19 protein-coding genes are annotated in these 22,534 nt (G+C 55.2%); 7 read left to right on the forward strand and 12 right to left on the reverse strand.

Features of this window, described 5'->3' with window-relative positions:
* Positions 1 to 7: 7 nt before the first annotated feature.
* From pstS to Q3981_RS04385, 3 genes are all read right to left on the reverse strand, one after another.
* Positions 8 to 1,123, reverse strand: coding sequence for a phosphate ABC transporter substrate-binding protein PstS (gene pstS, locus Q3981_RS04375; protein WP_303124269.1), 1,116 nt, complete (start codon positions 1,121 to 1,123; stop codon positions 8 to 10).
* Between the two features lie 176 nt (positions 1,124 to 1,299).
* Positions 1,300 to 2,385 (reverse strand): mycothiol synthase, encoded by a 1,086-nt coding sequence (gene mshD / locus Q3981_RS04380; protein WP_303124255.1) that lies wholly within the window; start codon positions 2,383 to 2,385, stop codon positions 1,300 to 1,302.
* A gap of 147 nt (positions 2,386 to 2,532) precedes the next feature.
* Positions 2,533 to 3,210 carry a winged helix family transcriptional regulator gene (locus tag Q3981_RS04385; protein ID WP_012731063.1) on the reverse strand — a complete coding sequence of 226 codons (678 nt, stop codon included), beginning with the start codon at positions 3,208 to 3,210 and terminating at the stop codon, positions 2,533 to 2,535.
* 107 nt (positions 3,211 to 3,317) lie between these two features.
* On the opposite strand from Q3981_RS04385, the gene Q3981_RS04390 reads away from it, so the two are divergent.
* Together Q3981_RS04390 and Q3981_RS04395 are read left to right on the forward strand one after the other, a co-directional pair.
* Positions 3,318 to 4,241, forward strand: a complete 924-nt coding sequence (locus Q3981_RS04390) for a DUF2993 domain-containing protein (RefSeq protein WP_303124256.1) — start codon at positions 3,318 to 3,320, stop codon at positions 4,239 to 4,241.
* Between the two features lie 59 nt (positions 4,242 to 4,300).
* Entirely contained in the window at positions 4,301 to 5,035 is a 735-nt protein-coding gene (locus Q3981_RS04395; RefSeq protein WP_303124257.1) for an FABP family protein, read from the forward strand.
* Positions 5,036 to 5,073: 38 nt separating this feature from the next.
* Here the strand turns inward: Q3981_RS04395 and Q3981_RS04400 are convergent, their stop codons facing one another.
* The 3 genes from Q3981_RS04400 to Q3981_RS04410 form a co-directional block, all read right to left on the reverse strand.
* On the reverse strand, positions 5,074 to 6,009 hold the full coding sequence (locus tag Q3981_RS04400; RefSeq protein WP_303124258.1) for a triacylglycerol lipase: 936 nt from the start codon (positions 6,007 to 6,009) through the stop codon (positions 5,074 to 5,076).
* 75 nt (positions 6,010 to 6,084) lie between these two features.
* Positions 6,085 to 6,984 carry a glyoxalase III HchA gene (hchA, locus tag Q3981_RS04405; RefSeq protein WP_303124270.1) on the reverse strand — a complete coding sequence of 300 codons (900 nt, stop codon included), beginning with the start codon at positions 6,982 to 6,984 and terminating at the stop codon, positions 6,085 to 6,087.
* A gap of 143 nt (positions 6,985 to 7,127) precedes the next feature.
* Positions 7,128 to 7,670: a YceI family protein gene (locus Q3981_RS04410; RefSeq protein ID WP_303124259.1), complete on the reverse strand. Its 543-nt coding sequence runs from the start codon at positions 7,668 to 7,670 to the stop codon at positions 7,128 to 7,130.
* 269 nt (positions 7,671 to 7,939) lie between these two features.
* Between Q3981_RS04410 and Q3981_RS04415 the strand changes: the two genes are divergently transcribed.
* The 3 genes from Q3981_RS04415 to Q3981_RS04425 all read left to right on the forward strand — a co-directional run bounded on the left by Q3981_RS04415 (position 7,940) and on the right by Q3981_RS04425 (position 12,937).
* Entirely contained in the window at positions 7,940 to 10,882 is a 2,943-nt protein-coding gene (locus tag Q3981_RS04415) for an FAD-binding and (Fe-S)-binding domain-containing protein (protein ID WP_303124260.1), read from the forward strand.
* Between the two features lie 192 nt (positions 10,883 to 11,074).
* Positions 11,075 to 12,094, forward strand: a complete 1,020-nt coding sequence (locus tag Q3981_RS04420) for a hypothetical protein (RefSeq protein WP_303124261.1) — start codon at positions 11,075 to 11,077, stop codon at positions 12,092 to 12,094.
* A 306-nt stretch (positions 12,095 to 12,400) separates the two neighbouring features.
* The gene (locus Q3981_RS04425; RefSeq protein WP_303124262.1) at positions 12,401 to 12,937 is read left to right on the forward strand and encodes a hypothetical protein; all 537 of its coding nucleotides are present in this window, start codon (positions 12,401 to 12,403) and stop codon (positions 12,935 to 12,937) included.
* 900 nt (positions 12,938 to 13,837) lie between these two features.
* Here the strand turns inward: Q3981_RS04425 and Q3981_RS04430 are convergent.
* The 3 genes from Q3981_RS04430 to Q3981_RS04440 form a co-directional block, all read right to left on the reverse strand.
* Positions 13,838 to 14,752, reverse strand: coding sequence for a hypothetical protein (locus Q3981_RS04430; RefSeq protein ID WP_303124263.1), 915 nt, complete (start codon positions 14,750 to 14,752; stop codon positions 13,838 to 13,840).
* Between the two features lie 355 nt (positions 14,753 to 15,107).
* Positions 15,108 to 16,355: a hypothetical protein gene (locus Q3981_RS04435; protein WP_303124264.1), complete on the reverse strand. Its 1,248-nt coding sequence runs from the start codon at positions 16,353 to 16,355 to the stop codon at positions 15,108 to 15,110.
* Positions 16,356 to 16,376: 21 nt separating this feature from the next.
* Complete coding sequence (locus Q3981_RS04440; RefSeq protein WP_303124271.1) at positions 16,377 to 17,252, reverse strand: aminodeoxychorismate lyase; 876 nt, start codon at positions 17,250 to 17,252, stop codon at positions 16,377 to 16,379.
* Positions 17,253 to 17,411: 159 nt separating this feature from the next.
* Here Q3981_RS04440 and Q3981_RS04445 point away from each other — a divergent pair, with 159 nt between their 5' ends.
* Together Q3981_RS04445 and Q3981_RS04450 are read left to right on the forward strand one after the other, a co-directional pair.
* Entirely contained in the window at positions 17,412 to 18,722 is a 1,311-nt protein-coding gene (locus Q3981_RS04445; protein ID WP_303124265.1) for a folate-binding protein YgfZ, read from the forward strand.
* A 285-nt stretch (positions 18,723 to 19,007) separates the two neighbouring features.
* Entirely contained in the window at positions 19,008 to 19,190 is a 183-nt protein-coding gene (locus tag Q3981_RS04450; RefSeq protein WP_012731053.1) for a DUF3073 domain-containing protein, read from the forward strand.
* 146 nt (positions 19,191 to 19,336) lie between these two features.
* On the opposite strand, the gene purM is transcribed toward Q3981_RS04450, so the two are convergent.
* From purM to Q3981_RS04465, 3 genes are all read right to left on the reverse strand, one after another.
* On the reverse strand, positions 19,337 to 20,446 hold the full coding sequence (gene purM, locus Q3981_RS04455) for a phosphoribosylformylglycinamidine cyclo-ligase (RefSeq protein WP_303124266.1): 1,110 nt from the start codon (positions 20,444 to 20,446) through the stop codon (positions 19,337 to 19,339).
* Positions 20,447 to 20,594: 148 nt separating this feature from the next.
* Complete coding sequence (gene purF, locus Q3981_RS04460; protein WP_303124272.1) at positions 20,595 to 22,064, reverse strand: amidophosphoribosyltransferase; 1,470 nt, start codon at positions 22,062 to 22,064, stop codon at positions 20,595 to 20,597.
* A gap of 258 nt (positions 22,065 to 22,322) precedes the next feature.
* Positions 22,323 to 22,534 (reverse strand): sterol carrier family protein (locus Q3981_RS04465; protein ID WP_303124267.1); only part of this gene is annotated, 212 nt, incomplete at its 5' end.

The raw sequence follows: 22,534 nt of genomic DNA on the forward strand, positions 1-22,534 counted from the left end.
CCTCGGATTACTTGATTTCTTTAATCGCGCTGGTCAATTTGTCTTTCAATTGACCGGTGACCGGAATATAGCCCTGGTCTTCCAAATTCGAGTCCTGCCCATCATTGATAGCGACGGTCAGGAAGTCGCGGACGCGATCACCGGTGGACGAATCTTGGTACTTCGAGCACACCAGTTCATAGGTGGTGAGGAACAGCGGGTAACTGTCTTTTTCTTTCAGACCGAACAGGGCGTCGGTATCGACAACCATGTTGTTGCCCTCACCTTTATATGTGAGCTTGTCTAAGGCATTGCCGACGGTCTCTTTATTAAGTTCGACGGGGCCTTGTCCGAAATCGATCGCCGCCTCTTTCAGCTTGGCTTCTTTGGCAAATCCGGCTTCGACATATGTGATGGCCCCGTCGGTGGCTCCGACTTCCTGGACGACGCCGGAAGACCCATTCGCTCCCGACCCTGTGGTGGAGGGGAACGCTTTCCCTTCGGAATCCCACTGCCCCGGCGCGGATGCCTTCAAGAACTTTTGGAAGTTATCTGAGGTTCCCGATTCATCTGAACGATAGATAACCTTGATGTCTTTGTCGGGAAGATTAACTCCATCATTGAGTTTCTTGATGGAGTCATCATTCCACTTCTTGATCTCGCCCTTGAAAATCTTGGCGATCACTTCAGGGCTGAGGGCGACACTGTCAACGCCATCGAGCTTATAAGCGACGGCAACGGGCCCGATCACCATAGGAAGTTGCCAGACGTCGGATTTACAGGTCTTGTCCTTCGCCTCAGTCATTTGGCTATCGTCAAGCGGCGAATCGGACCCGCCGAAGTTAACCTGTCCGGCTATGAATTGCTTTTGACCAGCACCTGAGCCGGTGCTGTTGTACGAGAACTGTGCGCCAGGTACTGCCTGTGAGTATTTCGCAGAGAAAACGCTCATGGCTTTCTGCTGGGCAGATGAGCCCTCTGCGGTGAGTTGTCCGGTGGTTCCAGAGAGGTTTGAATCTCCGTTGGACGATGATGACCCCCCGTCCGCGCTGTTGTCATCACTATTGCAGCCCACCAAGGTGAGGGCTGAGACGGCTGCGATGGTAGCCAGGGCAGTGCCACGTCCTACTTGTTTCCTGTTCACTTTTCCTCCGGGACTCAGGGATTTCGCCAGGTCAGGAGCAGAACGAGCCACGTCGGATGGCTGACGTCATCTGCCTCGTTCGGCGCCTACTGATTCCGACACATGCGGTTTCAGATTTGAAAGTAACCCGTGGAGGTTGCCAGTGAGCAGATTCAAGATGAACAGAGAGTGAACACTCAGAATTTCCACGCCGTGTGGCGCTCAACCACCGTAAATCCGAGCGCTTCGTAAGCGTGAACGGCGGGCGCGTTATCCGCCTCGACATAGAGTTCGACGTAGGCCGCATCGTTGCTGGCCAGGTACTGAATTCCCTTCGCGGTTAAAGCTCGGCCTAAGCCTCGCCCCTGGGCTTTTCGCGCCAGCCCGATCACGTACACCTCGCCGACTTTACGCCCGGTTTCGTCGTCACCCTCACGCGCTAATTTCGTCCAGTGGAACCCTAGAAGAGGGGGAAGCGAATCAGCGTCTCCGTCCTTCTGGTCACCCTCGCTCCCCCAGAGCAACAACACGCCGTCGGGGTCGTACCACGATGCACGCCGGGCTTGATCCAGCCGCGCCTGATCCCAGCCGCCTTGTTCGGGGTGCCAGTCAAAGGCCTCGTTATTGACGGCCAGCCATGCAGCATCAACTGCGTCTTTCCCCCATCGACGCGCTGATTCCGTCCAGCTGAGGACCGTGACATCATCGGGTAGCGTCGCTGCTGCCTGAGCAACGGGATTGTTATCAGACTCGTCTTTGACGACAGACCCGGGGAGCTCCATCACGAGGAGTTCACGATCAGCGGTAGCACCAATGTGCTCAGCCGCTGCCCGCGCCGCGGGAAGGTCACCATGCGCCCACCACGTCAACCCAATTCCATTGGTGTGAATATCACGCTCATCACCCAGACCAAGCGACGACGCATGTGCTCGCACCGCACATTGCAGCGCTGTAGCCAGTCCGCCTCGTCGATAAGAAGGATGAACAGCCAGCTCAACGGCCGGGCCAGAAGGATCGACGGCTGCAATGCCGCGCACATGCCCGTCGACTCTGACTAACGCGTGCCAATGATTGAGGTCCGGCTCCTCCATTCCGCGCAAGAATTGTTCGGAAAACGGTGCGACGCCGTCATGCCGGGTGCTCTCGTGCAGAATCGTTTCGATTTCCATCCAGCGATCGGCTGAGGCTTGTCGAGCATTGCGAACCCGGGGAGAAACTGGCCCTAACACCAGCTGCGTGATGATGTCACACGGCTGTGCGTTGAACGTGGGTGCGTCTGCCATCACTACAATCCTCACTCATTTCTGGGTTCTGCTCGTCTGAGCTGTTCGTCTGTACTTGTGGCCGAATGTGGTTGGCTTTCGTCGCACAGGCTACCGGTGTTCTGGCGCGAGTCATAGTTTCGAGTCACAGTTTCGGGCACGTCACGATCATGCATCAACGTCGATAGCCTTATAGCCGACGTTGCGCACAGTGGCGATCATTCCCTCGTACTCAGTGCCCAACTTGGCGCGGAGCCGCCGAACGTGCACGTCGACAGTTCGGGTGCCGCCGAAAAAGTCGTACCCCCACACCTCTTGCAACAGCTGCTTTCGCGTGAACACACGGCCGGAATGTTGGACCAGGAAGCGGAGCAATTCGAACTCCTTATACGTCAGATCCAGCGGGGTTCCGTGAATCCGCGCAGTGTAGGTGGCGTCATCAACAACAAGTTCACCGACAGTGACGACGTTCGAATCGTCGATCTCGTTGACGGGGACTGGCCGACGGGTGAGCAGGAGCCGGAAGCGCGCGTCGATTTCGACCGGCGTGGCGCTGGCCAGGAGGAATTCGTCGACGGCCCAGGACGAATCTAGGGCGATCAGGCTGGTTTCCGCGATGGCGACGGCCACGGGCATGTCAGGATGAGCAGCGGCAACGGTGCGGCAGAGCTCGCGTGCGCCGAGGAGATCGGAGCCGGTAACGTCGATAACTGCGAGTTCGACGTCGTCAAGTTGTCGTGAGGACGTAGCGTCGGGGGGAAGAATGACGGTCTCGTGTGGCAACAGCGCCAAAGGCGGGAGCACGTCGGCCACGCTTGTGGCATTGGTGAGTAACGCTATCCTCACGGTGTAATCCTTTTTCGTTGACTAGCTCAACAGCTCAATACTGGGTCACTTTAGCCCAGTTCGCCCCATTGACCGAACCGGATAGTCTATTTGCGCTTGTAGGTTCGATGAATAGCCGGGAAACCGGTAAAACTGTAGGGGTGACTCATCAGCCTTCCTCGCCCGCCGGTTCCGTGCCCGTTGTGGCGCGGTCTCGTCGCCGTCGGACAGTGCGCAAAGTGGGAATCATTGTGGCCATCGTCCTGATGGTTCTTGCTGTGTGTGCATGGGTGGGGGATTCATTGGTGGCGGCTCGGACGGAGTCGCGTATCTCGCGTGAACTGCAGCAATACTCTAATTTGCCTGTTCAACCCGATGTGACAGCCGGCGGTTTTCCTTTCTTGTATGAAGCAGAGCGTGGGAAGTTATCATCGCTGACGGTCGATGCTCAGGATCTCGACGTTCCTGGTTTTGGTTTGGTGACTGTCCATTCCTCGGCAACGAATATTGAGGCGTCGACACACGACATTCTTCACGGACGGATCGAGGATGCCCCGGTAGAAACAGTATCGACGACGCTCTCTCTGGACGGGTTAGCCTTGGGCGAGCGGCTCGGGATTACCGATCTGACTATCCGACGATTAGCGAATACGGCGCCGAACGGCGGTCAGGAATCGGATTCGGTGTTTAGTGGTTCTATTGGTGGTTTAGATAAGCCAGCCACAGTTGCAGTTCGGTTGCGAATTAAAGCCGACGTTATTTCCATGGATGCCTACGAGGTTCTCGACGGTCCGGCGAGCAGGGATAAGGACGCCCCGGTTGTGAAGGGCCGAGAGATCCCGGAAGACATTAGGGATGAAATAAAGAAAGCGTTTTCCCTCCAATTAGAAGGAAAATATCTTCCACTACGGGCTCGCCCTGACTTTATTTATTGCGAAGGCGGATCTATTTTCCTGCAGGCTAGCCAACAAAATGTGACGATTAATTTGTCGGATTTGGCACCTATGGCTCGGGAGGAACCCCGAGGAAGCGAAATACGAAAACGACAATGAGTAAGGAGTAGCGAGGACGGGGGCGTGACGAGTCCTACCCCTCCGGTACGCTGGGCACCATGGCTGAAAACGACAAAGACAGTGCACAGAAATTCGGCGTTCCCGGAACTGGTTCCGCGGGGCAGGCAGATCACTCCCCCAGCGGTGCTTCCGCTGGTGGGGGCACGCCGCAGGGTCACAAACTCGACGGCAATGAGGCCGTGAATCGCGCTGCGGAGCAGGCCAAAACGACGGCCAGCCGCAATATTCCTGTTTTTGGCGATCTTCCTATTCCAGATGACACGGCGAATTTACGCCAGGGTCCCTCTCTTCATGATGGCCTTCTGGCGCTCCTTCCCCTGGTTGGCGTCTGGCGGGGTGAAGGGCAAGCTCGGGACCTATCGACGGGCGAAGAGTATCCCTTTGGTCAGCAAATTACGTTTGCTCATGATGGCCAGAACTATCTGTCCTATGAGTCCCGTACGTGGAGGATAAATAAAGAAGGCGAGGCCTCCGGTCCCGATGAGCGCGAATCGGGTTTCTGGCGTATTAACGATAAAGATGAGATCGAATTCGTGTGCGCGCACGCGAGTGGCGTGGTCGAGATCTTCTATGGCCAGCCGACGACTGAGCGCCAATGGGATGTGCAGTCCGCGTCGACGATGGTGACCGCGTCTGGCCCATCCACGCTGGGCCCCGGCAAGCGCCTCTATGGGCTGATGCCGAATAACCACTTGGGTTGGGTTGACGAACGTGCCGTCGACAATGAGATGGTTCCTCGTATGTCGGCGGAACTCACTCGCCACGCGGGGTAGGCGTCCCGGACGTAACGCACCCCCGCACTTGAGGCTACTTAACCAAGGCTTGGTGCGGACGTAAGCGGCGGGATGATCTCCCCGAGAGTCGGCAGGCCATCTGGCGAATTGGGTGCCATGCAGGGCATCGTCGGATTGTCGTCTTTCAAAAGGTTGGACACCAACGCCTGCATGGATGGAAGTTTGGTCAGCCCACCGTGCCCGACAATGTCGTTGGGGCACAGATCTTGGGTGATGATGTTCGAGTAGTCACCCGGGCCGTCCATCAGATTAATGTCATACGGCGCGGCGTTGATTTCCTGTTTCGTCGTGATGGCGTAGTACTTGATGCCCGGCAGCGCCTCCGACGGGGTGTTGAGCGCACGAATACTCTCGCCCTCCGAAGACATCTCTAAGCATGTGTCACTGGGACTCTTGAGCAGCTTTTTCGGAACATAAAGCCGTGCATTCGGTGGCGGGCATTGACCTTTGCGCAAGGCATCGGCGTGATGGGGCGATCCCTTGATCATCCCGGAAAGTATCACGGCTTTTCGGACGAAATCGGCACCGCCGAAGTCCTTGAGCCAGTACCTAGTCACGAGTCCGCCTTGAGACCACGTAACGACGTCGAACTTATCGTGCCCAGTTTCTTCCTTCAGCTTGTCGACGTAGGTGGCCAGGCGCGCCGAGTTGCCTTTGACGGTCACATAGGGGCTGGTGGTCGGATCGTCTGGCTCCCATGTCATGAAGACGTGAACGTCTAATCCGTGCTTGCGCAGGCTATCTGCATAGGCTTCCGCAGACTCCCGTGATTCATTGGATGCGGACACGTAGATGACTGGGAGCGGACCGTCCGTGGATGGTGATTCGGCGGCCGCTGGAGGTTGAGCATCACCAGCATGGGCAGGCAAGGACGACAGCAATAGCGTGATCGCAGCCGTGAGAATGATACACAGGGAAAACACTGTGCGGCGGGGAGCGGTCATGGGGATCATGAGGCTAACCTACATCACTCGACCGCGAGTAGCTACAGTGTCGGTAACTTAATTCTGCCTAGCCGTTGTTTTTAGCTAGCCGTTAAATTTCTCCAACAGGGCGAGCGCCGATTCTTTCCCCAGAGCGTTCGCAGCTAAGGGGCTATCTCCTGTCAAGAGATTCCTATCCCGCGTGGTTGCTCCGGACATGTCCTCGTTGGAAATGGTAATACCGGCTTCCTGGAGCTTCTCCCCCAGCTTCCACGGCATCTCGCCAGGTAAATAGCCAATCTCAATGTTGGCACCGAAGTCGAGGGCATCCGGGAAAGCCACGACACTATATCCGGCGAAAGGATTCTCGTCGGAGCCATGACCCGCCGCTAGGAGAGCTGCAGGCCCGTGGCACAACGTGATAATGAGCCGATCATTGTTCAAGAAATAGCGCAGTGCTTCGCCTACTGAGCTATCCGACGGCACACCATTCATAGCACCGTGTCCGCCCGGGATGAAGACTGCAGCGTAATCATCGAGCCCTTGTGCAACGACGTCGCTCAGCTTCTTGGGCTGCTTAAAAGCGTTTTTCGTTGCACCCCATGCATCGTTGACCGCGTCGTCCTCCGACGGGTACGCCCACCATTCGAATTTCGCCGGACTACCTGAGATAGTCGCAACGTCGACCCCGAAACCCGCTTTGTGCATGTGATAGAGGGGAAGGAGCGTTTCCACGGGATGGTTGCCGGTAGAAAAGAACGTGCCGTTCTGCATCGACATGTAACGCTCTTCGGTCGCGATAACCAGGACCTTCCACCGGTCACCGGTGTAGGTGTCTTCGGTGGCAAGCCCGGAGAAGTCGGTGGTATCCGCGGTGTATTGCTCGAGGGAGTATGCCGAGGGGAAGAAGGCATTATCCTCCGCTGGATCAGGGGTTGGCTTGCGGTTATCGTCGGCTTTTGTTGCGTACTGTTGGACAAATTCCTTTGCTTTAGTAGCCCATATTGCCTTTCTACAGGGAATGGCAGGATCGCACCACCAGTACAAGTCGTTCACGGGGTAACAACACCGGCAAGATATCCCCGACGGGTACTCCGCCGGCGATAATTAGTTAAGCGCCTCCGCTAACTAATGTTTCTTGCTTGCGCTTACTTCTTTATGGCGCTGATTTCTAGTTCCAGTGCAACGGAGTCGGAAATCAATACTCCGCCAGTTTCCAGGGCCGCGTTCCAGGACAATCCGAAGTCCTTTCGGGAAATGGTGATGCCGCCTTCGAAACCAACGCGCACGTTGCCGAATGGGTCTTTGGCCTCGCCGCCGAATTCAAACGGAATCGTCACAGACTGGGTGGTTCCTTTAATAGTAAGGTCACCGGTAAGTTCCAGCGTGTTTCCCTTGATCTCCGCAGAGGTGGAGGTGAACGTTAATGTTGGGTTGCTTTCCACATCCAGGAAATCACCTGATTTGACGTGCTTATCACGGTCTTCGTTACCGGTGGTAAATGAATCAGCTTGCGCCGTCACATTCACCTTGATTGACGACGGATCAGAGGCGTCTCCGGAGGCTTCCCCGGTGAAGTCGGAGAACGATCCGCGGACCTTCGTCACCATGGCGTGGCGAACAACGAATCCTAAACGAGAGTGCGATGCATCAATGTCGTAGGTTCCGTTGATAGTGGACAGGTTCGTCATTGTTTTCTCCTTTTTAACTGCTTGACACGTTGTGCCCGTGCCACCTTATGTGACACGTCAACCATATTGCTCACCCTTTGGTGACTTGTCAACCAAATGGCGGGAAATATCTCGCAGGGGACTCATCGATGTGTGCCGAACCGCTAAACGGCTACTGATACGTAGTCGGCAGCTGGACCCACTTTCATAAAGCATTTATGGGTGTGACGTGCCACGATCCAGAGCCACCGGTGCATGGATTTTTGGATTACGTTCCTAGACTAAGGACCATGACGACGACGCATATGGATCCGACCTCAGCCCCTGTCACGGAGGCGGACTCCCCCATCACTCATCCCCACGCCGATGAGGCCCCACAATTCCGGCGTTTTCTGAACACCCTTCAGGCGGACGGCAAGGAACATATCGACTACGCGGATGACGGGCTGTCCCGCATCGCGCAGGCGCACGATGCCTCGCATTACCTGCTTGTTCCGAAGGGAATCATGCGCCCCGACAGTACCGACCAAGTCGCCCGCATCATGGCGGCCGCCGATCGGTGCAACTTGCAGGTCAGCTTCCGAGCTGGAGGAACCAGCTTATCTGGTCAGGCGACGACTGACGCGGTGATGGTCGATACGCGACGGCGGTTCCAAGACATCGAAGTCCTGGATAATGGTCGCAAGGTGCGCGTTCAGCCCGGTGCGACGATCCAAATGGTTAACGCCTACCTGTCGCTATACAAACGCAAGCTAGGCCCAGATCCTGCGTCGTCAAGTGCATGCACGATTGGTGGCGTGGTGGCGAATAATTCGTCAGGGATGCATTGCGGTACGCAATTCAATACCTATCAGACGCTGGATTCCTTGGTATTTATTCTTCCTAGCGGAACTGTCATTAACTCAGCTGACCACGATGCTGAGCAACAGTTCCGCACGCAGGAACTGGATTTGTTTGATGCCCTCGTTCAGATGCGTCGACAGATTACGTCGAGTCCTGAGTTAGTGCGGAAAATCAAGCACCAGTACTCGATGAAGAACACCATGGGGTATGGCTTAAATTCGTTCCTGGATTATGAGTCCCCGCTCGATATTTTCACGCACCTCTTAATTGGTTCGGAAGGCACTCTGGCATATATTGCCGAAGCTACGTTCAATACCTTGGAAGTAAAGCCACGAGTTTCTACTGGGCTTCTGGTTTTCTCTAATCTCATCGACGCATCGTCGGCCGTTCCTCAATTGGTCGCGGATGGATTTCAAACTGCTGAGCTGTTGGACGCGACGAGCCTTAAGGTGGCACAACGGACGGGGTCGGTAGCGCGCTCAATTCGCGAAATTGACGTGAAGGATCACGCTGCGCTGCTGGTGGAGTTCACCGGGGACAGCGACGACGAGCTGCGCGACCGGTATTCGGCTGCACTCCCCCACCTTGAAGCAATGCCCTTGGCGGTGCCCCACGAGATGACGTCGGATAGGAAAGAACGGAATCTCTTGTGGGCAACGCGAAATAACTTGTATGCGGCCGTTGCTGGAGCGCGGCCGAGCGGAACGAATGCGCTGCTGGAGGATGTCGTTGTGCCGGTCCAGGATTTGGGCCGCGCGTGCGATGATCTCACACATCTTTTCCGAAACCACGATTATCCTGGTTCCGTTATTTTTGGCCACGCAAAAGATGGCAATGTTCACTTCCTCCTAAATGAACAATTCCGGGATGTAAAGAAACTCCAGCGATATCAGCGTTTCACCGAGGATATGGTTGACGTCATTCTGGGGTATAACGGTTCGTTAAAGGCGGAGCATGGAACGGGGCGCATTATGGCTCCGTTTATTGAGCGCCAATTTGGTTCGGAGTTGTACCAGATTATGCGTCGGATTAAGGATGCAGCTGATCCGAAGCGAATGCTCAATCCCGGGGTTATCATTACCGACGATCCGCATGAGTATGTTGAGCATCTGAAGGTAGCGGACCGGATCGAGAAGGTGGCAGATCGGTGCGTCGAGTGTGGGTACTGTGAGCCGGTGTGCCCATCGCGAAACCTCACATTGACGCCACGCCAGCGGATTGTTGTTCGTCGTGAGATTGCTGCGGCAAAGAACCGCGGGGACACAAAGCTGGCCACGGAGCTGCAGGAGCGGTGGCAGTATGACGGGCAGGATACGTGCGCGGTGGACGGGATGTGCCTCACGCGGTGCCCTGTGGGGATCAACACGGGCGATTTGATCCGTCAGTTGCGTGCAGAAAGTGCCGGCAGTGTCGCCCAAAAGGGCTGGAAGGTGGCTGCACACGGGTGGAACCTCGGCGCCAAGGCTGGTTCGCTGGCGATGACAGCCGCGCACGCCGTTCCGTCGTCCTTGCCGACGGCTGCCACGCGGGTTGCGCGAAAGGTGGTCGGCGATGACACGATGCCTCTGTATAAGAGTGCGCTGCCCCAAGGCGGCCCTTTGCGCCATGATGTCTCCACCGACCACGCGGATTTTGTTTTCTTCCCCGCCTGCGTCAACGAGATGTTCGGCGGCATTGATGGCGATGGAAAGCGAGCGATGAATGCAACCAAGGCTTTCGAGGCGGTAGCGCAGCGTGCCGGGCTCACGTGGCGCACCCCGAAAGGTATCGGTGGCATGTGCTGTGGTACGCCGTGGAAGTCCAAGGGCATGTTGGAAGGCTACGAGGTCATGCGCAAACGCGTGCTCTCCGGTCTGTGGGAGGCGTCAGAGGAAGGTCGGCTGCCGATTGTGTGCGATGCAGCCTCCTGTACCGAGGGCATTCACGTCATGCGGGACACTGTTAAGAAGGCTGCGGCCTGTGACCCTAAATGGGAGAATGTGCAGGTGATGGATGTGGTCGAATTCTGTGTGCGCTATCTGCTGCCGCACTTGGAAGCGAAGCGGCAGTTGGATTCTCTGGTCCTCCACCCGACGTGTTCTTTGACTCATTTAGGTCTTATCGACGAGATGTGCGCGATTGCGCGCGTTATCGCCCGGGATGTGACGGTGCCGAAGCATTGGGGTTGCTGCGCGTATGCGGGTGACCGTGGGATGCTCCACCCTGAGCTGACAAAGAGCGCAACGCGGGCGGAAGCGCGTGAGGTCAATGAGCGGCCGTACTCTGCTTACGCATCGATCAACCGGACGTGCGAGCAAGGGATGACCGAAGCTACCGGCCAGAATTACCAAAACCTGTTCCAGCTTCTGGAATGGGCGACGCGACAAGACATAGCGGAGGCGACGGCCTAGAACGTGTGGTCATTCTAGGGCGTGTAGTCACCCTGGGAAGTATGGTCGGTTGAGGTGGTAGTACATCGGTGTGACTCTCGGGACTGCGGGATCCGTATAAGCCTCTAAGCAGCGGAATTACAGCCCTTGTAGCGGAGTCATACCGATCACAAACACTGGTTGCCGGTGCCGATTCTGGGTTACTGTCTAGGTATGCGTAATAATCAACCTATTCATGATCAGTCTCTTCATAGCCATTCTGTTCGCGGGCATCTGCCGTCGGAAAAGCTTGTGACAAGCGATACCAATTCGACGGAATCCGCCAAGGGATACATCAGAAGAGCCCACCGCTCCGCAGACCAACACGGCTCCTTCTTAGGCAACAAAAGATTAGGGATAGCGTTGGGGCTGACTCTCGGCCTTGCCGGCACATTCCTTATTCAGGGGCCGGTTAGCGGGCTAAATCTAGGCTCGGCACACGCATCTGTTCCGGAGACGTCACCCATATCCGAGGCTTCGGAAACGGCGACAACCCATGACTCGGGAACTGCCGAGCTTATCGAACGGAATGAAAAGTACCAGGCGAATCACAATGATGGTGCTGGAGCGGCTGATTCGGTGCGGTGGGTAGATCGAACAGCAAGTTCACCTCTCGTGCTAATCGCCCCTCATGCCACAACACAGATTCGCGATGGTAAACGGAAACCAGCTGACCTGTACACCGGCGGTATTACTGAGATTGTGGCTGACCGTGTGGGCGCGTCGTCGTTAACAACAACGGGCAAGGTTTCGGATTGGAATAAGGATTGGGCCACGAGGGATGACGAGTTCACAAGGATCATCGACCGCCTCCCCAAGAATGCCGTCATTGTTGAAATTCATGGAATGAAAGATTCTTCGCTGGACGAACCTGTGTCTGCCGGCACCGGCGACGAGCCATCAGAGTCGACGGATGCAATCGTCGGCGCATTGCAAGACGAGTTTGATGGTCATGTGTCGCAGGACAAATTTGAGGCGGAGTCCGGTTACACTGTGACCGATTACCTGCAAAAACAGGGGCATTCTGTTCTACAGATTGAGTTAAGCCGCAGCCTCCGAGACCCCAAATCTGGCCAAGCTGGGGAGACATTGGATCACCTAACACGTGCGTTTTCCAAGGCAGCTGAGCAATTCCCTCAATTATCGACGACGCCCGAAGCGGACGGAGAAGAGCGTCTGCCGCATCTCACGTAAGTAGGTTCTGAGTAGGTGTTAAAACGAGCACCGATACTCGGCTGACCTCTCGTCGCCCAACGAGTTGCCGGTGATCGGTAGAGTCGCCCATATACCATTATTTAATATCGGGCAGGCATATAGATCAATCGTACGGATCGACAACATAGCATGTAACCGCTGCCTCGTTATGTTGCACTCCACACAACCCTAGGATAGGTAACGCACTGAGCAGCGAATGCAGAAGAATGTTAGGTCCAACTATCTAGACCGTGACCAACTTTACCCTTATACTATGAACATTCAAACCGTCAAAGGATCTCTACTATGTTTCCTAGGAACTTCCCTAAGCATCCGTCATCAGCTTTTAAGAAAGACAAAGCCACCGCGCTTGATGAAAAAGAATATATCGAAGAAATTCTGAAGATCCAAGCCGACAACGATCGGGTCACCATTACGCGTATATGGAATTGGTGGAGGGAAGACCAAGCTACCCGCGACGATTTCCCCACCTACTTCAACAAACACCAGAACTTCCGCGAACACTACGGGATCTTCGCCATCAAAGAATGGCGAAAATTCTGGAAAGAAGATGAAGCTACCCGCGACGATTTCCCCACCTACTTCAGCAAATGCCACGACCCTAGCAAATTCTACGCCCACATGGAGAGGGAAGACTGGTGGCAACGATGGAAAGAAGACGAGGCCTACACAGACGATTTCCCCAGCTACTTCAAAAAATACGAAGACACTCTAAAACACTACGAGGACCGCACGATAATGCAATTGTGGCACGAGTGGGAAAAGGACGAAGCCAACACAGCAACTTTCTTCGACTACTTCGAGAAAAACAAGCAATGGTAGCTACATACAAGAAAACAACAAGTTGTTTATCGCAGACGGCTAAAACACTCAAATAACCGAAATACAACCTCATAAATAGGTATAACCTCTGTTACGTTAGGGCTTCCGACATACGCCAACACCGCATCCTGGAAAGTCAAAATGCTTCTCACGCCAGGACCACACTGGGCTAAATGGCGGAAATTGTGTGAGCATCGACTTCTCAGCAAAATGAGAAGCGCGGCGCTCGGTTGCAACCAGGAGTTGTGGTTGCATCAGCCTGTTTACCAGTGTGGCTGTCACTCCGCTTACCAAACTACTTGATTACTTGACCCTTTTCTCATTAGGTAGTGACGGTGCAAAAAATAGGTACTAACATCGTCCCCTCTAATCTTCCAGAGCAGGAACAACTCCGTTAAATATACAGACATTAATCCTCTACGAGAATCCAAACGGCCAAAAACAGGGCAACCCGGTCGTCGAACCCTACCCTGCGAGAAGTCCGCCACACGCACTTCCCTCGTTAAAATCACAAGCTTTTAGAGCGATCCGAAAAAACCGCTATTGACGACGGAATACTCGGCTTTAACTCGGTCAGAAAGCCCCTGACGCTTCCCAAAAGTAACTCGTTCGCAAACGTTTCATCAGACACCATCACAGCCCACCACAAACCAGTTCCGAAATAGTCACAAGAGCTTAAACAAATGAAGAACTATAGACATAGAAAACAAAGTGGAAACAAAACTCGACTAAGCGAGAAGCGAACAAGCAACCCGACCGACCGGGCTGCAACGACAACGCAATTGCCGACACGCCTTAAAAACTTAACGCATATACTCAACGTAATTATGCGAGCCTTAATGGTCAGAAATTATACGAGAGCCGAAACTGCTTAAAAAGTTACGCACGACAGACCGCCCCCTACAAAGGATCGAGCTCGCTTAGTGTTTTGCCGTTCGCCTCGGACCGCCATGCGAGGGGTCCGCTCATATGGTAACCAGACACGAACTCAGCAGCCTGGGTAGGAGAGTCGAGAAGACAATCTTTGCTTAGAGTACGGTTTCCAGAAACCCCGTAGTGTTTCCGAAGCCTTTCAATCTTTTCGCTGCGAGTGGGGTCTTTTGTCTTTGCAATGGGACCAAACGTAGCGCCTTTATAAACCACAAAGCCTTCTGGTACACGCTGACCAAACGCCCCATAATTCGAACTAGACAAAATCAGCTTCTCGCTGCCTACTCCAACTTCCAAGGATTCACTCGCATCATCCACAGTCTCAAGGAAATTATAGCCCAACAATGGCAAAAGCAGTTTAACTTCAGCTAAGAAACTAGACTCTAAATACCACTTTTCACCTTGCGAAGCATTATCGTTATTCCCATCGTTGCCATTATTAACCATATACCGTCGGGCATCCCGGGCTTGCTTAATAAGTCGCCTTTCTGCGTAATTAAGAGAACCTTCGGACATTCTAAAAGACGGCTGTATATCAAAGGCAACAATTACATGAGTCCAAAAATCCTTATCTTTATTGTGGGAATGTCTGTTAATTCTTTGCGTAAAAGATTTACCCGTAGACCCGGTGGTGACTTGCCCAATGTAAACTTCATTTCGGAAATCTAGTTCCGCCGGAGAACTTTTTGACTCATATGGACCGATGAGGAAATACACGCCAGGGTTGTTAATGAAGTCGTAACTCTGCATCCGCTTCACATCATCCCGCGGAGTTACATACATAACCGTATTTCTGTACTCCAGCTGAGCTTTTATGCGCCCTTTTGGTCTACCATCCAAAAGATCAATTATAGCTCTGGGGTACTCAGCCGACTGTCCGATCATCTACCTCAACTCCTGTCAAGATCGAGTATATAAATATCTTAATGCGATTTCTATCATTTTAAAAGAACCATTAAAAATAAGCTGGGTAATTTACCCCCAGAGAGGGTGTAGCACTATAAGCTAGATAATCTATCACCTTGGGGAAACCTTTCCGCGTCGCACACCTCCAAGCTCTAAACAATAATTCGTAAACATATTCTTTTAAAATTGCCACCATTCGAAACTAGTCAAGGTCAGGATTCCTGGTGGTTTATATAAAAATTATAATCCAGAGAACGGTTTAATATGGCAATAAACAAATCTCAACGACTCGCGTTAGTATTATCGACAAAGCTGGTCCGGTTTTTCTTTTTTATTATAGACTGCGGATCCCATTGTTTTGAAGACCCTCTCGGGATAAGTTCATCCAATACTTATACCTGGCGGGCATTTGGTCATTCAATTGATACTCATTTAGCCTCGGCAATTCAGCGTACGCAGGAGCGACTTTTTCGGGAGATTTCAGCATCCTCGTTATTCCAACAAATTGTTCTCGCGTCGGTACGGATGCCCAGTCGCTTTCCCAACCTGACTTCTCCCTATCAACCCCAACCTTCCGGTCAATTTTTTTATGAAGATCAGAACGCGCTTTTCTCTCCTGCTGTTCCCATTGCTTCTCTAGATTATTATTGAAGTTTTTTACATACTTCCTTTGATTTTTATATTTCTGAAGAAGCTTTTCCGTCTGGGCATTATATTCGGCTTGGTTATTATCTGCAGCTACTTTCTTATTTATAAAACCACATAGCACAGCTACCACAATCACGATAAGTAGTAGTAACCACGATAACCCATTATGAAGGCGGGAGCCCCACCATCCATCCGTTATAGAGTTAAGCACTGTAGACATGACCAATAGCGCGATGGCTACTAGGATCCCTCCAATAATCGCCGCTTTCCAGAATGCCCCCAGGTAATCTACGTTTTCACCATCATACGGTTTGATCTTTGGTCGTTGAGGTTCTTCTTTTAGTTGTGGCTTGGGGTAAAACTGTCCGGTTTCTTTAGCGTTTGGTAGCCACCCTTCCCCTTCCCAATTCTTTGGGTCTCCTAATTCTTCCTGTTCAGCTTGTTTTACCAATCTAACCCACGTCTTAGTGAGCTCTTCGTATCCCAAATTCCAATCTCGGGCCGCAGGTATCCACTGTTGAGAGAAATACCGTCCAGCTTCTGTCCCGTCGCGCCACATGGCGTAATCAAGTTGGTTCAAGCGTTCTACTTTTTCCTCTAATAGTTTAAATTTTTCGTTTTGTTTCTTCTCATACTCTTTTATTTTATCTTCACAGCGTTGATCTGTTTTTCCCAGAGCTATATTAACATCGTTGAAGGTTTTCTTTTGACTTTCCCTCACTTCACTTTTTGCTTCCTCCACCTCTCGCCGCAGACGTGTGCAATTAGCCTCGAGAGAACTTGACTCACGTGTAACCTCTTGTCTTAGCGCTTTGATCTTTTTCTCAAAGTCTGCGCTTTGGTTAGTTTGCAGCTTTTCGATTTGTTCAATTTTTTCTTCATGCTCTTTGAAAGATTTTTTTATCTCTTCAGGGATTTCATTCGTCTCAGTCATTTTTCTTTCTTTTCATACTGGTTATCTTTTATCGATCGCCTGCTCGGCAATCTCCTCAACCTCATCCGCTGTATCCGGCCGATCAAATTCGAACCCATCCAGACTCAGCACCCTCGCAGCAACCCGTACCGAGGACACCAACCACACACCATCAGCCGCTTTAAGGTCGTCAAGCGTAAGACGCCGCTCCTCACACTCCCAACCACGCTCGCGCGCAATTCCAAACATCGACGCTTGCGTCGTACCTGCGAGAATCCCCGCGTCCGTCTTCGGCGTCATCATGCGACGATCAGACACCGCGATCACAGTGGACGTCGGCCCCTCCAACACGGCACCGTCGTCGGAAATGAAAATGACGTCGTCAAAGTCATGCTCATGGGCGTAGCGCAAGGCCGCCATATTCGCTGCATATGAGAGGGTCTTCGCGCCGATCAATGCCCATGGTGATCGCTCCGACAAATCCAAGCGGAACCCTCGCTCCGCGGACATCACTTTGACCCCCTCGCGACGGCCACGCTCAACCTCCTCCGACATCGGCGCCACCGTAATCCATCCCGTCGGCCGACCCGTCGACTCACGGCCACGAGACAACACCCACCGCAGGCCACAATCACGATCTGCTAGCTCCGGGTACTGCTTCTTCCACTCCTCCACGGCTAAGTCCGTCGCGCGGCCCCACAAATCCAGGTCCGGCTCCGGCAACCCCAACATCGCGGCAGAACGACGGAACCGCTTCGCATGCCGGTCCAGATTCCGCACACTTCCACCGCGGAGCATCAGCGTCTCAAAAATACCGTCGCCACGAACCGCAGCAAGGTCGTCGGCAAATAATAGTGGCTGGGACGAATCATGGACACGGGGCTCGCGCCCGACCGAATCCAAACCTGCGTGCAACACAGAGACAACGAGGAGTGGGTTCGTGCCCGGCGACTGGGGCGACAACGGCGGAAGCACAGATGAAGCAGAAGACATATCCGTATTGTATGACGCCCCTGGGACATAACTGCGGCGAAACGTTTCATGATAACCACCACATTCCCGGCTACACTGGCACTCGTGGCCACCCGCGAAACTTCGAACACCAGCAAGACCCCCGGAGAAACGCCCACTCCCACGACGTATCAGAGCCCGCTTCTCGACGCCATCGACGGAGCCGCCGACGCGCCCGACGGGCACCAACAACATGGTGTGGCCTGGCATTATGGAAACCCTCTTGGTGAACAGCGGGCATTTGAGCGCACTGCGGGGGCCGTCGACAGATCCCATCAACGGGTGCTCCAGATCAGCGGAGCGGATACGCTAACGTGGCTGAACTCGCTCATCAGCCAGAAAATTGATGCGCTGGATCCTGGCTCGACCACTCACGGGCTAATCTTGGACGCAAAGGGGCACATCGAACACGCGTTCACTATCGTGCGGCCTAAAGCGTCTTCGCCGGACCGTGACGACGAACCCAGCGTCTACCTGATCTCCGGACCAGAGACTTTCGACGCTCTTCAGACGTATCTGACGCAAATGGTCTTTTGGTCCGCAGTCAGTGTCCACGAAGCAGACCTTGCCCTCATTACCGTGATGGGCCCGGACACGTCGACAGTTATGGCAAAGACCTTCGGTGGCCATCGCGCTCCGAGCACGCCGGCGACCACGCGTCAGCCCGATACGCTTCCCGAAGGAACAATTACATTCACCGATTCCCTCGTCGGCACTGAAGATTCTGTCCATCTCTTGGTACCCAGGCCTTCGCTGACCGACGCTTTCACAGCGCTCATCAACACGGGCGCGAAACCCACCGGGCTCATGGCCTACGAAGCGGAACGCGTCAAAGCGGTCATACCGGAGGTACACGCTGACCTTGACGATCGCACGGTGCCGCACGAAATAGAAGCCTTTATCGGAACCCCCGCCAGCGCGCCGACCCAGCGAGCAACCGTCGACGATGGGCCCACGACCTCCTATGTTCACCTGAACAAGGGGTGCTATCGCGGGCAAGAGACGGTATCGCGGATCCAAAACCTCGGGCGACCGCCCCGGCTCCTGGTCAAACTTCAAGTCGACGGTTACTCTGCCCGGCGACCCGAACCGGGTGAGGCTATTACCTCTGGGAAACGGAAGGTCGGCCGAATCGGAACCGTCGTTGACGACTGCGACGAAGGACCTATCGCGCTGGGGCTCGTCAAGCGGAGCATCGTCGAAAAAGCAATTGCTGGTGGCACGACCGGTGGGGCACAGTCTTCATCAGCCACACAAACGAACGCCTTAGAGGTCGACGGCACAACGCTCGCCATCGATCCCGACACCACTCACCTGGACGAGACCCCCAAAGCCGGACGACAAGCCGTCGACAAGCTGCGCGGGAAAACGCGCTAACTGAAACGCGCTAAGCCGATCGCCCTCAATCGGCCGACCCGCACACGCCCCGGTACACCAGACTAGGAGCGCCCCCATCCCTTCACGCTCCGGGCACCTACCCCGAATTTTTGGTCAATAAGGGGCCTGTGCGCTGCAACAACGGCGCAATTCGGCGACATAGCGTCCCCCTATGCAGAATTTTTCGTTCAGAACCGGTAGGGTATGGGCAGGAAGAAACTATGAACTCGTCATGGGCCGGCGCAGGATTACCGCACCGGCCCGCTAACCCAAGGGGGTCAGACCATGGGTCGCGGCCGCGCCAAGGCAAAGCAAGCCAAGGTAGCACGTCAGTTGAAGTACAACTCACCTGAGATGGACCTCGAGCGCCTCCAGCGTGAACTGACCGGACAACGGGAAGAAGAAGACTCCCACGACAAGTGGGATCGTTGGGCAGAAGACGAGCCCGACGAAGACGACTGGCGCTAACTACCACTGGGGGCGTCTTCCTGGGCACACCCAGTACACCTCACCCCCGGAACAACCCAACGAAAACCCAGGCCAGCGCGGCATAGCTGAGCTGGCCATTTTCGTATGCCCAGAGGGCAGGGCACGCTTCCCCGGTTTACCAGGTCCTACGCCTGCGGATGATCCCCAACCAGAACCGCGCGGTCCTGCTCACCATCGCCGGCAATACGCACCCGGCCCAAAGTCCAACAATCCACATGGCGGGCCGTCAACAGTGCCTGAGCGCGATCGGCCTCATCCGCGCTCACCACGGCGACCATGCCCACACCCATGTTGAATGTCTTCTCCATTTCCGCATCAGACACAGAGCCCAGCTCCGCGATCAACCGGAAAATGGGATTCGGCGTCCACGATGCACGATCCATCTCCGCGACGAGCCCGTCGGGAATCACACGCTCCATATTTCCCACGAGTCCGCCACCGGTCACATGGCAAAACGTGTGAGTCTCACATTCCTGAATAAGCTCCACGCAATCCAACGCATAAATCCGCGTCGGCTCAAGAAGCTCCTCGCCCAAGGGCCGGTCAAGCTCTTCCACAACCCCATCAAGCGGAAGGCCGGCGTCCTCCAACAAAACCTTCCTAGCCAGTGAATACCCGTTCGAGTGAAGCCCCGACGATGCCATGCCAATAATGACATCACCATCGCGGACCTTATCGGGCCCCAACACATCCGCCGCCTCTACGACGCCCACGCCAGTCGCAGAAATGTCGTACTCGCCAGGCTCCATCACACCGGGGTGCTCGGCGGTCTCACCACCAAGCAACGCGCACCCCGCCATCTGACAGCCCTGAGCAATACCGCCGACGATCTGCGCCACGTGCTCCGGAATCACCTTGCCGATAGCGATATAGTCCTGCAAGAACAGTGGTTCCGCACCGCACACCACAAGATCATCGACGACCATCGCCACGAGATCCTGGCCAATCGTGTCGTGCTTATCCATCGCCTGAGCCACAGCAAGCTTGGTGCCCACGCCATCCGAGGAGGCAGCCAGCAGCGGCTCCTTGTACTTCCCCAACGCGAAAAGCCCGGCAAAGCCACCGAGGCCACCGCGAACCTCTGGCCTAGTAGCTTTCTTGGCTAATGGTGCGAAGAGCTCAACAGCCCTGTCCCCTGCTTCAATATCCACACCGGCCTGGGCATACGACGTCCCCTCGTGAGCCGACGACGCGTCGTCGTTATTGCCTGTGCTGTCTACCTCATGAGCGTTCATATTGTGTATATCTCTTTCTCGCTAAATAAATGTCGGTCTCACTAAAACTAATATAACCTTGGGCAATTAATCTCGATCACAGTGAGCACACCGCGATCGACATAAAACTAAACGCGCCGCGGGAGTACACCGGGCCTTTCAGTCGCCGTCAGCGCCCACCCGGCGCGGTGTGTTCTTGCAAGTCACGCACGGCACCAGCCTTGCGGCCAATATCGGGTAACCCGAGTGGGTAATGGCCATCGAAACAGGCACAGCACAGTTCCGACCTCTGCTGACGCGACGCGGCCACCATGTTTTCCACCGACACGTAGGCCAGGGAATCTGCGCCGATCGAGGCGCGCACTCCCTCCACGACGTCATCGGGATCAAACTCATTAGCCACCAGTTCGTCGGGGGAGGCGAAGTCGATCCCGTAAAAACACGGCCATTTCACCGGCGGGGACGCGATGCGGACGTGGATCTCGGCCGCTCCGGCGTCGCGAAGCATCTTGACTAAGGCGCGCTGGGTGTTGCCTCGCACGATGGAATCGTCGACAACAATGAGCCGTTTCCCGCGGATAACTTCGCGTAACGGGTTGAGCTTGAGGCGAATTCCCAGCTGGCGGATGGTTTGCGAGGGTTCAATGAACGTGCGGCCAACATAGGCATTCTTCGTCAGCCCCTCGCCGAAGGGAATGCCCGAACCTTGCGCGTAACCAACGGCAGCCGGCGTTCCCGATGAGGGCACGGGGATCACCAAATCGCCCTCCACCGGGGCTTCCTCGGCGAGACGACGGCCAATTTCCACGCGCGTCGCATTGACCGCACGGCCGCGGATCGTCGAATCCGGGCGGGCCAAATACACGTACTCGAACACGCATCCGCGATGCTGCGGGCGGGCAAAGTGGTGCGAGTGCACGCCGTCGTCGTCGATAATAAGGAATTCTCCTGGCTCGACCTCGCGAATGAAGCGGGCACCGACGATATCCAGGGCACAGGTTTCCGACGCGACAACCCAACCACGTTCCAGGCGACCCAGGCAGAGGGGGCGGACACCGTGGGGATCGCGAGCGGCGTAGAGCTTTTCGCCATCGGTGAAGGTCAGGCAGAAGGCCCCGCGAAGACGAGGCAGGAGCTGCTGAGCCGACTCGATCAGGGAGGTGTCCTCGTCGTGGTAGTACGCGAGCAACGCGCACATGACGTCGGAGTCAGTGGGGTCTGAGGCGGGGTCAATCAAGCCATATGCTGCTGCTTCCCGACGCAACTCGCCCTGATTAATGAGGTTTCCGTTATGCCCGAGGGCGACGTCGCCACCGCTGCGGGCCGTGCGGAACATGGGCTGGGCGTGCTCCCACCGAACACCGCCAGCCGTGGAATACCGCGTGTGACCGATGGCCACATGGCCCCTGAGGGCCGACAACGTGGGCTCGTCGAAAACTTGCGACACTAAGCCGAGGTCCTTGAAAACCAGAATCTGCTGTCCGTCCCCGACGCCGATCCCCGCTGCTTCCTGCCCCCGGTGCTGCAGAGCGTACAGACCGTAGTAGGTGAGCTTCGCGGTCTCCTCCCCCGGCGCGTACACCCCGAACACGCCACACTCTTCGTGCGGCTCGGTTTCACCGCGATCGTCGAGGTTGATTGGTGCGAATCCCCCACTAGGTACACCGGAATCGGCCTCCCAGGGCCCGGTCGTGAACGGCTCGCTCGAGGTGGGGGCATTGGCCTCTACACACCACGGATCAACACAATCAGTGCGCGACACGTCCCCCACTGTAATAACAATTGCTGGTTTTCCCAACTAAATCCCGACGATGCGGAGCGCAGGAGGGGTGCACGGGGTGGGAGCGCGGTGGGGCGCGTCGGCCGAACTCACGCGACCGCTACCGCACCTGAGCTACTACCGGACCTGAGGCAACCAGCGCGACACCTCTGCCGCGCGAGAACCCGAGAACTCTACCTCGGAGGTGCAGTCCTCCCACTCCACGATCCCCAGCGCGAGACGAATCCACGTGAGACCATCGGTTTCCACCACATTCGGCGGTGTCCCCCGGGTATGACGTGGGCCTTCGATGCACTGCACCGCCGCAAACGGAGGAACACGAACTTCCA

Origin of the sequence: Corynebacterium sp., from assembly GCF_030530965.1 — a bacterium.
Taxonomy (GTDB): Bacteria; Actinomycetota; Actinomycetes; order Mycobacteriales; family Mycobacteriaceae; genus Corynebacterium.

Bases quoted from the DNA above. Each gene is read 5' to 3' on its own strand.
- mshD (WP_303124255.1), bottom strand. From the start codon at position 2,385: ATGGCAGACGCACCCACGTTCAACGCACAGCCGTGTGACATCATCACG.
- Q3981_RS04390 (WP_303124256.1), top strand. From the start codon at position 3,318: ATGAATAGCCGGGAAACCGGTAAAACTGTAGGGGTGACTCATCAGCCT.
- Q3981_RS04395 (WP_303124257.1), top strand. From the start codon at position 4,301: ATGGCTGAAAACGACAAAGACAGTGCACAGAAATTCGGCGTTCCCGGA.
- Q3981_RS04400 (WP_303124258.1), bottom strand. From the start codon at position 6,009: ATGATCCCCATGACCGCTCCCCGCCGCACAGTGTTTTCCCTGTGTATC.
- Q3981_RS04410 (WP_303124259.1), bottom strand. From the start codon at position 7,670: ATGACGAACCTGTCCACTATCAACGGAACCTACGACATTGATGCATCG.
- Q3981_RS04415 (WP_303124260.1), top strand. From the start codon at position 7,940: ATGACGACGACGCATATGGATCCGACCTCAGCCCCTGTCACGGAGGCG.
- Q3981_RS04420 (WP_303124261.1), top strand. From the start codon at position 11,075: ATGCGTAATAATCAACCTATTCATGATCAGTCTCTTCATAGCCATTCT.
- Q3981_RS04425 (WP_303124262.1), top strand. From the start codon at position 12,401: ATGTTTCCTAGGAACTTCCCTAAGCATCCGTCATCAGCTTTTAAGAAA.
- Q3981_RS04430 (WP_303124263.1), bottom strand. From the start codon at position 14,752: ATGATCGGACAGTCGGCTGAGTACCCCAGAGCTATAATTGATCTTTTG.
- Q3981_RS04435 (WP_303124264.1), bottom strand. From the start codon at position 16,355: ATGACTGAGACGAATGAAATCCCTGAAGAGATAAAAAAATCTTTCAAA.
- Q3981_RS04450 (WP_012731053.1), top strand. From the start codon at position 19,008: ATGGGTCGCGGCCGCGCCAAGGCAAAGCAAGCCAAGGTAGCACGTCAG.
- purM (WP_303124266.1), bottom strand. From the start codon at position 20,446: ATGAACGCTCATGAGGTAGACAGCACAGGCAATAACGACGACGCGTCG.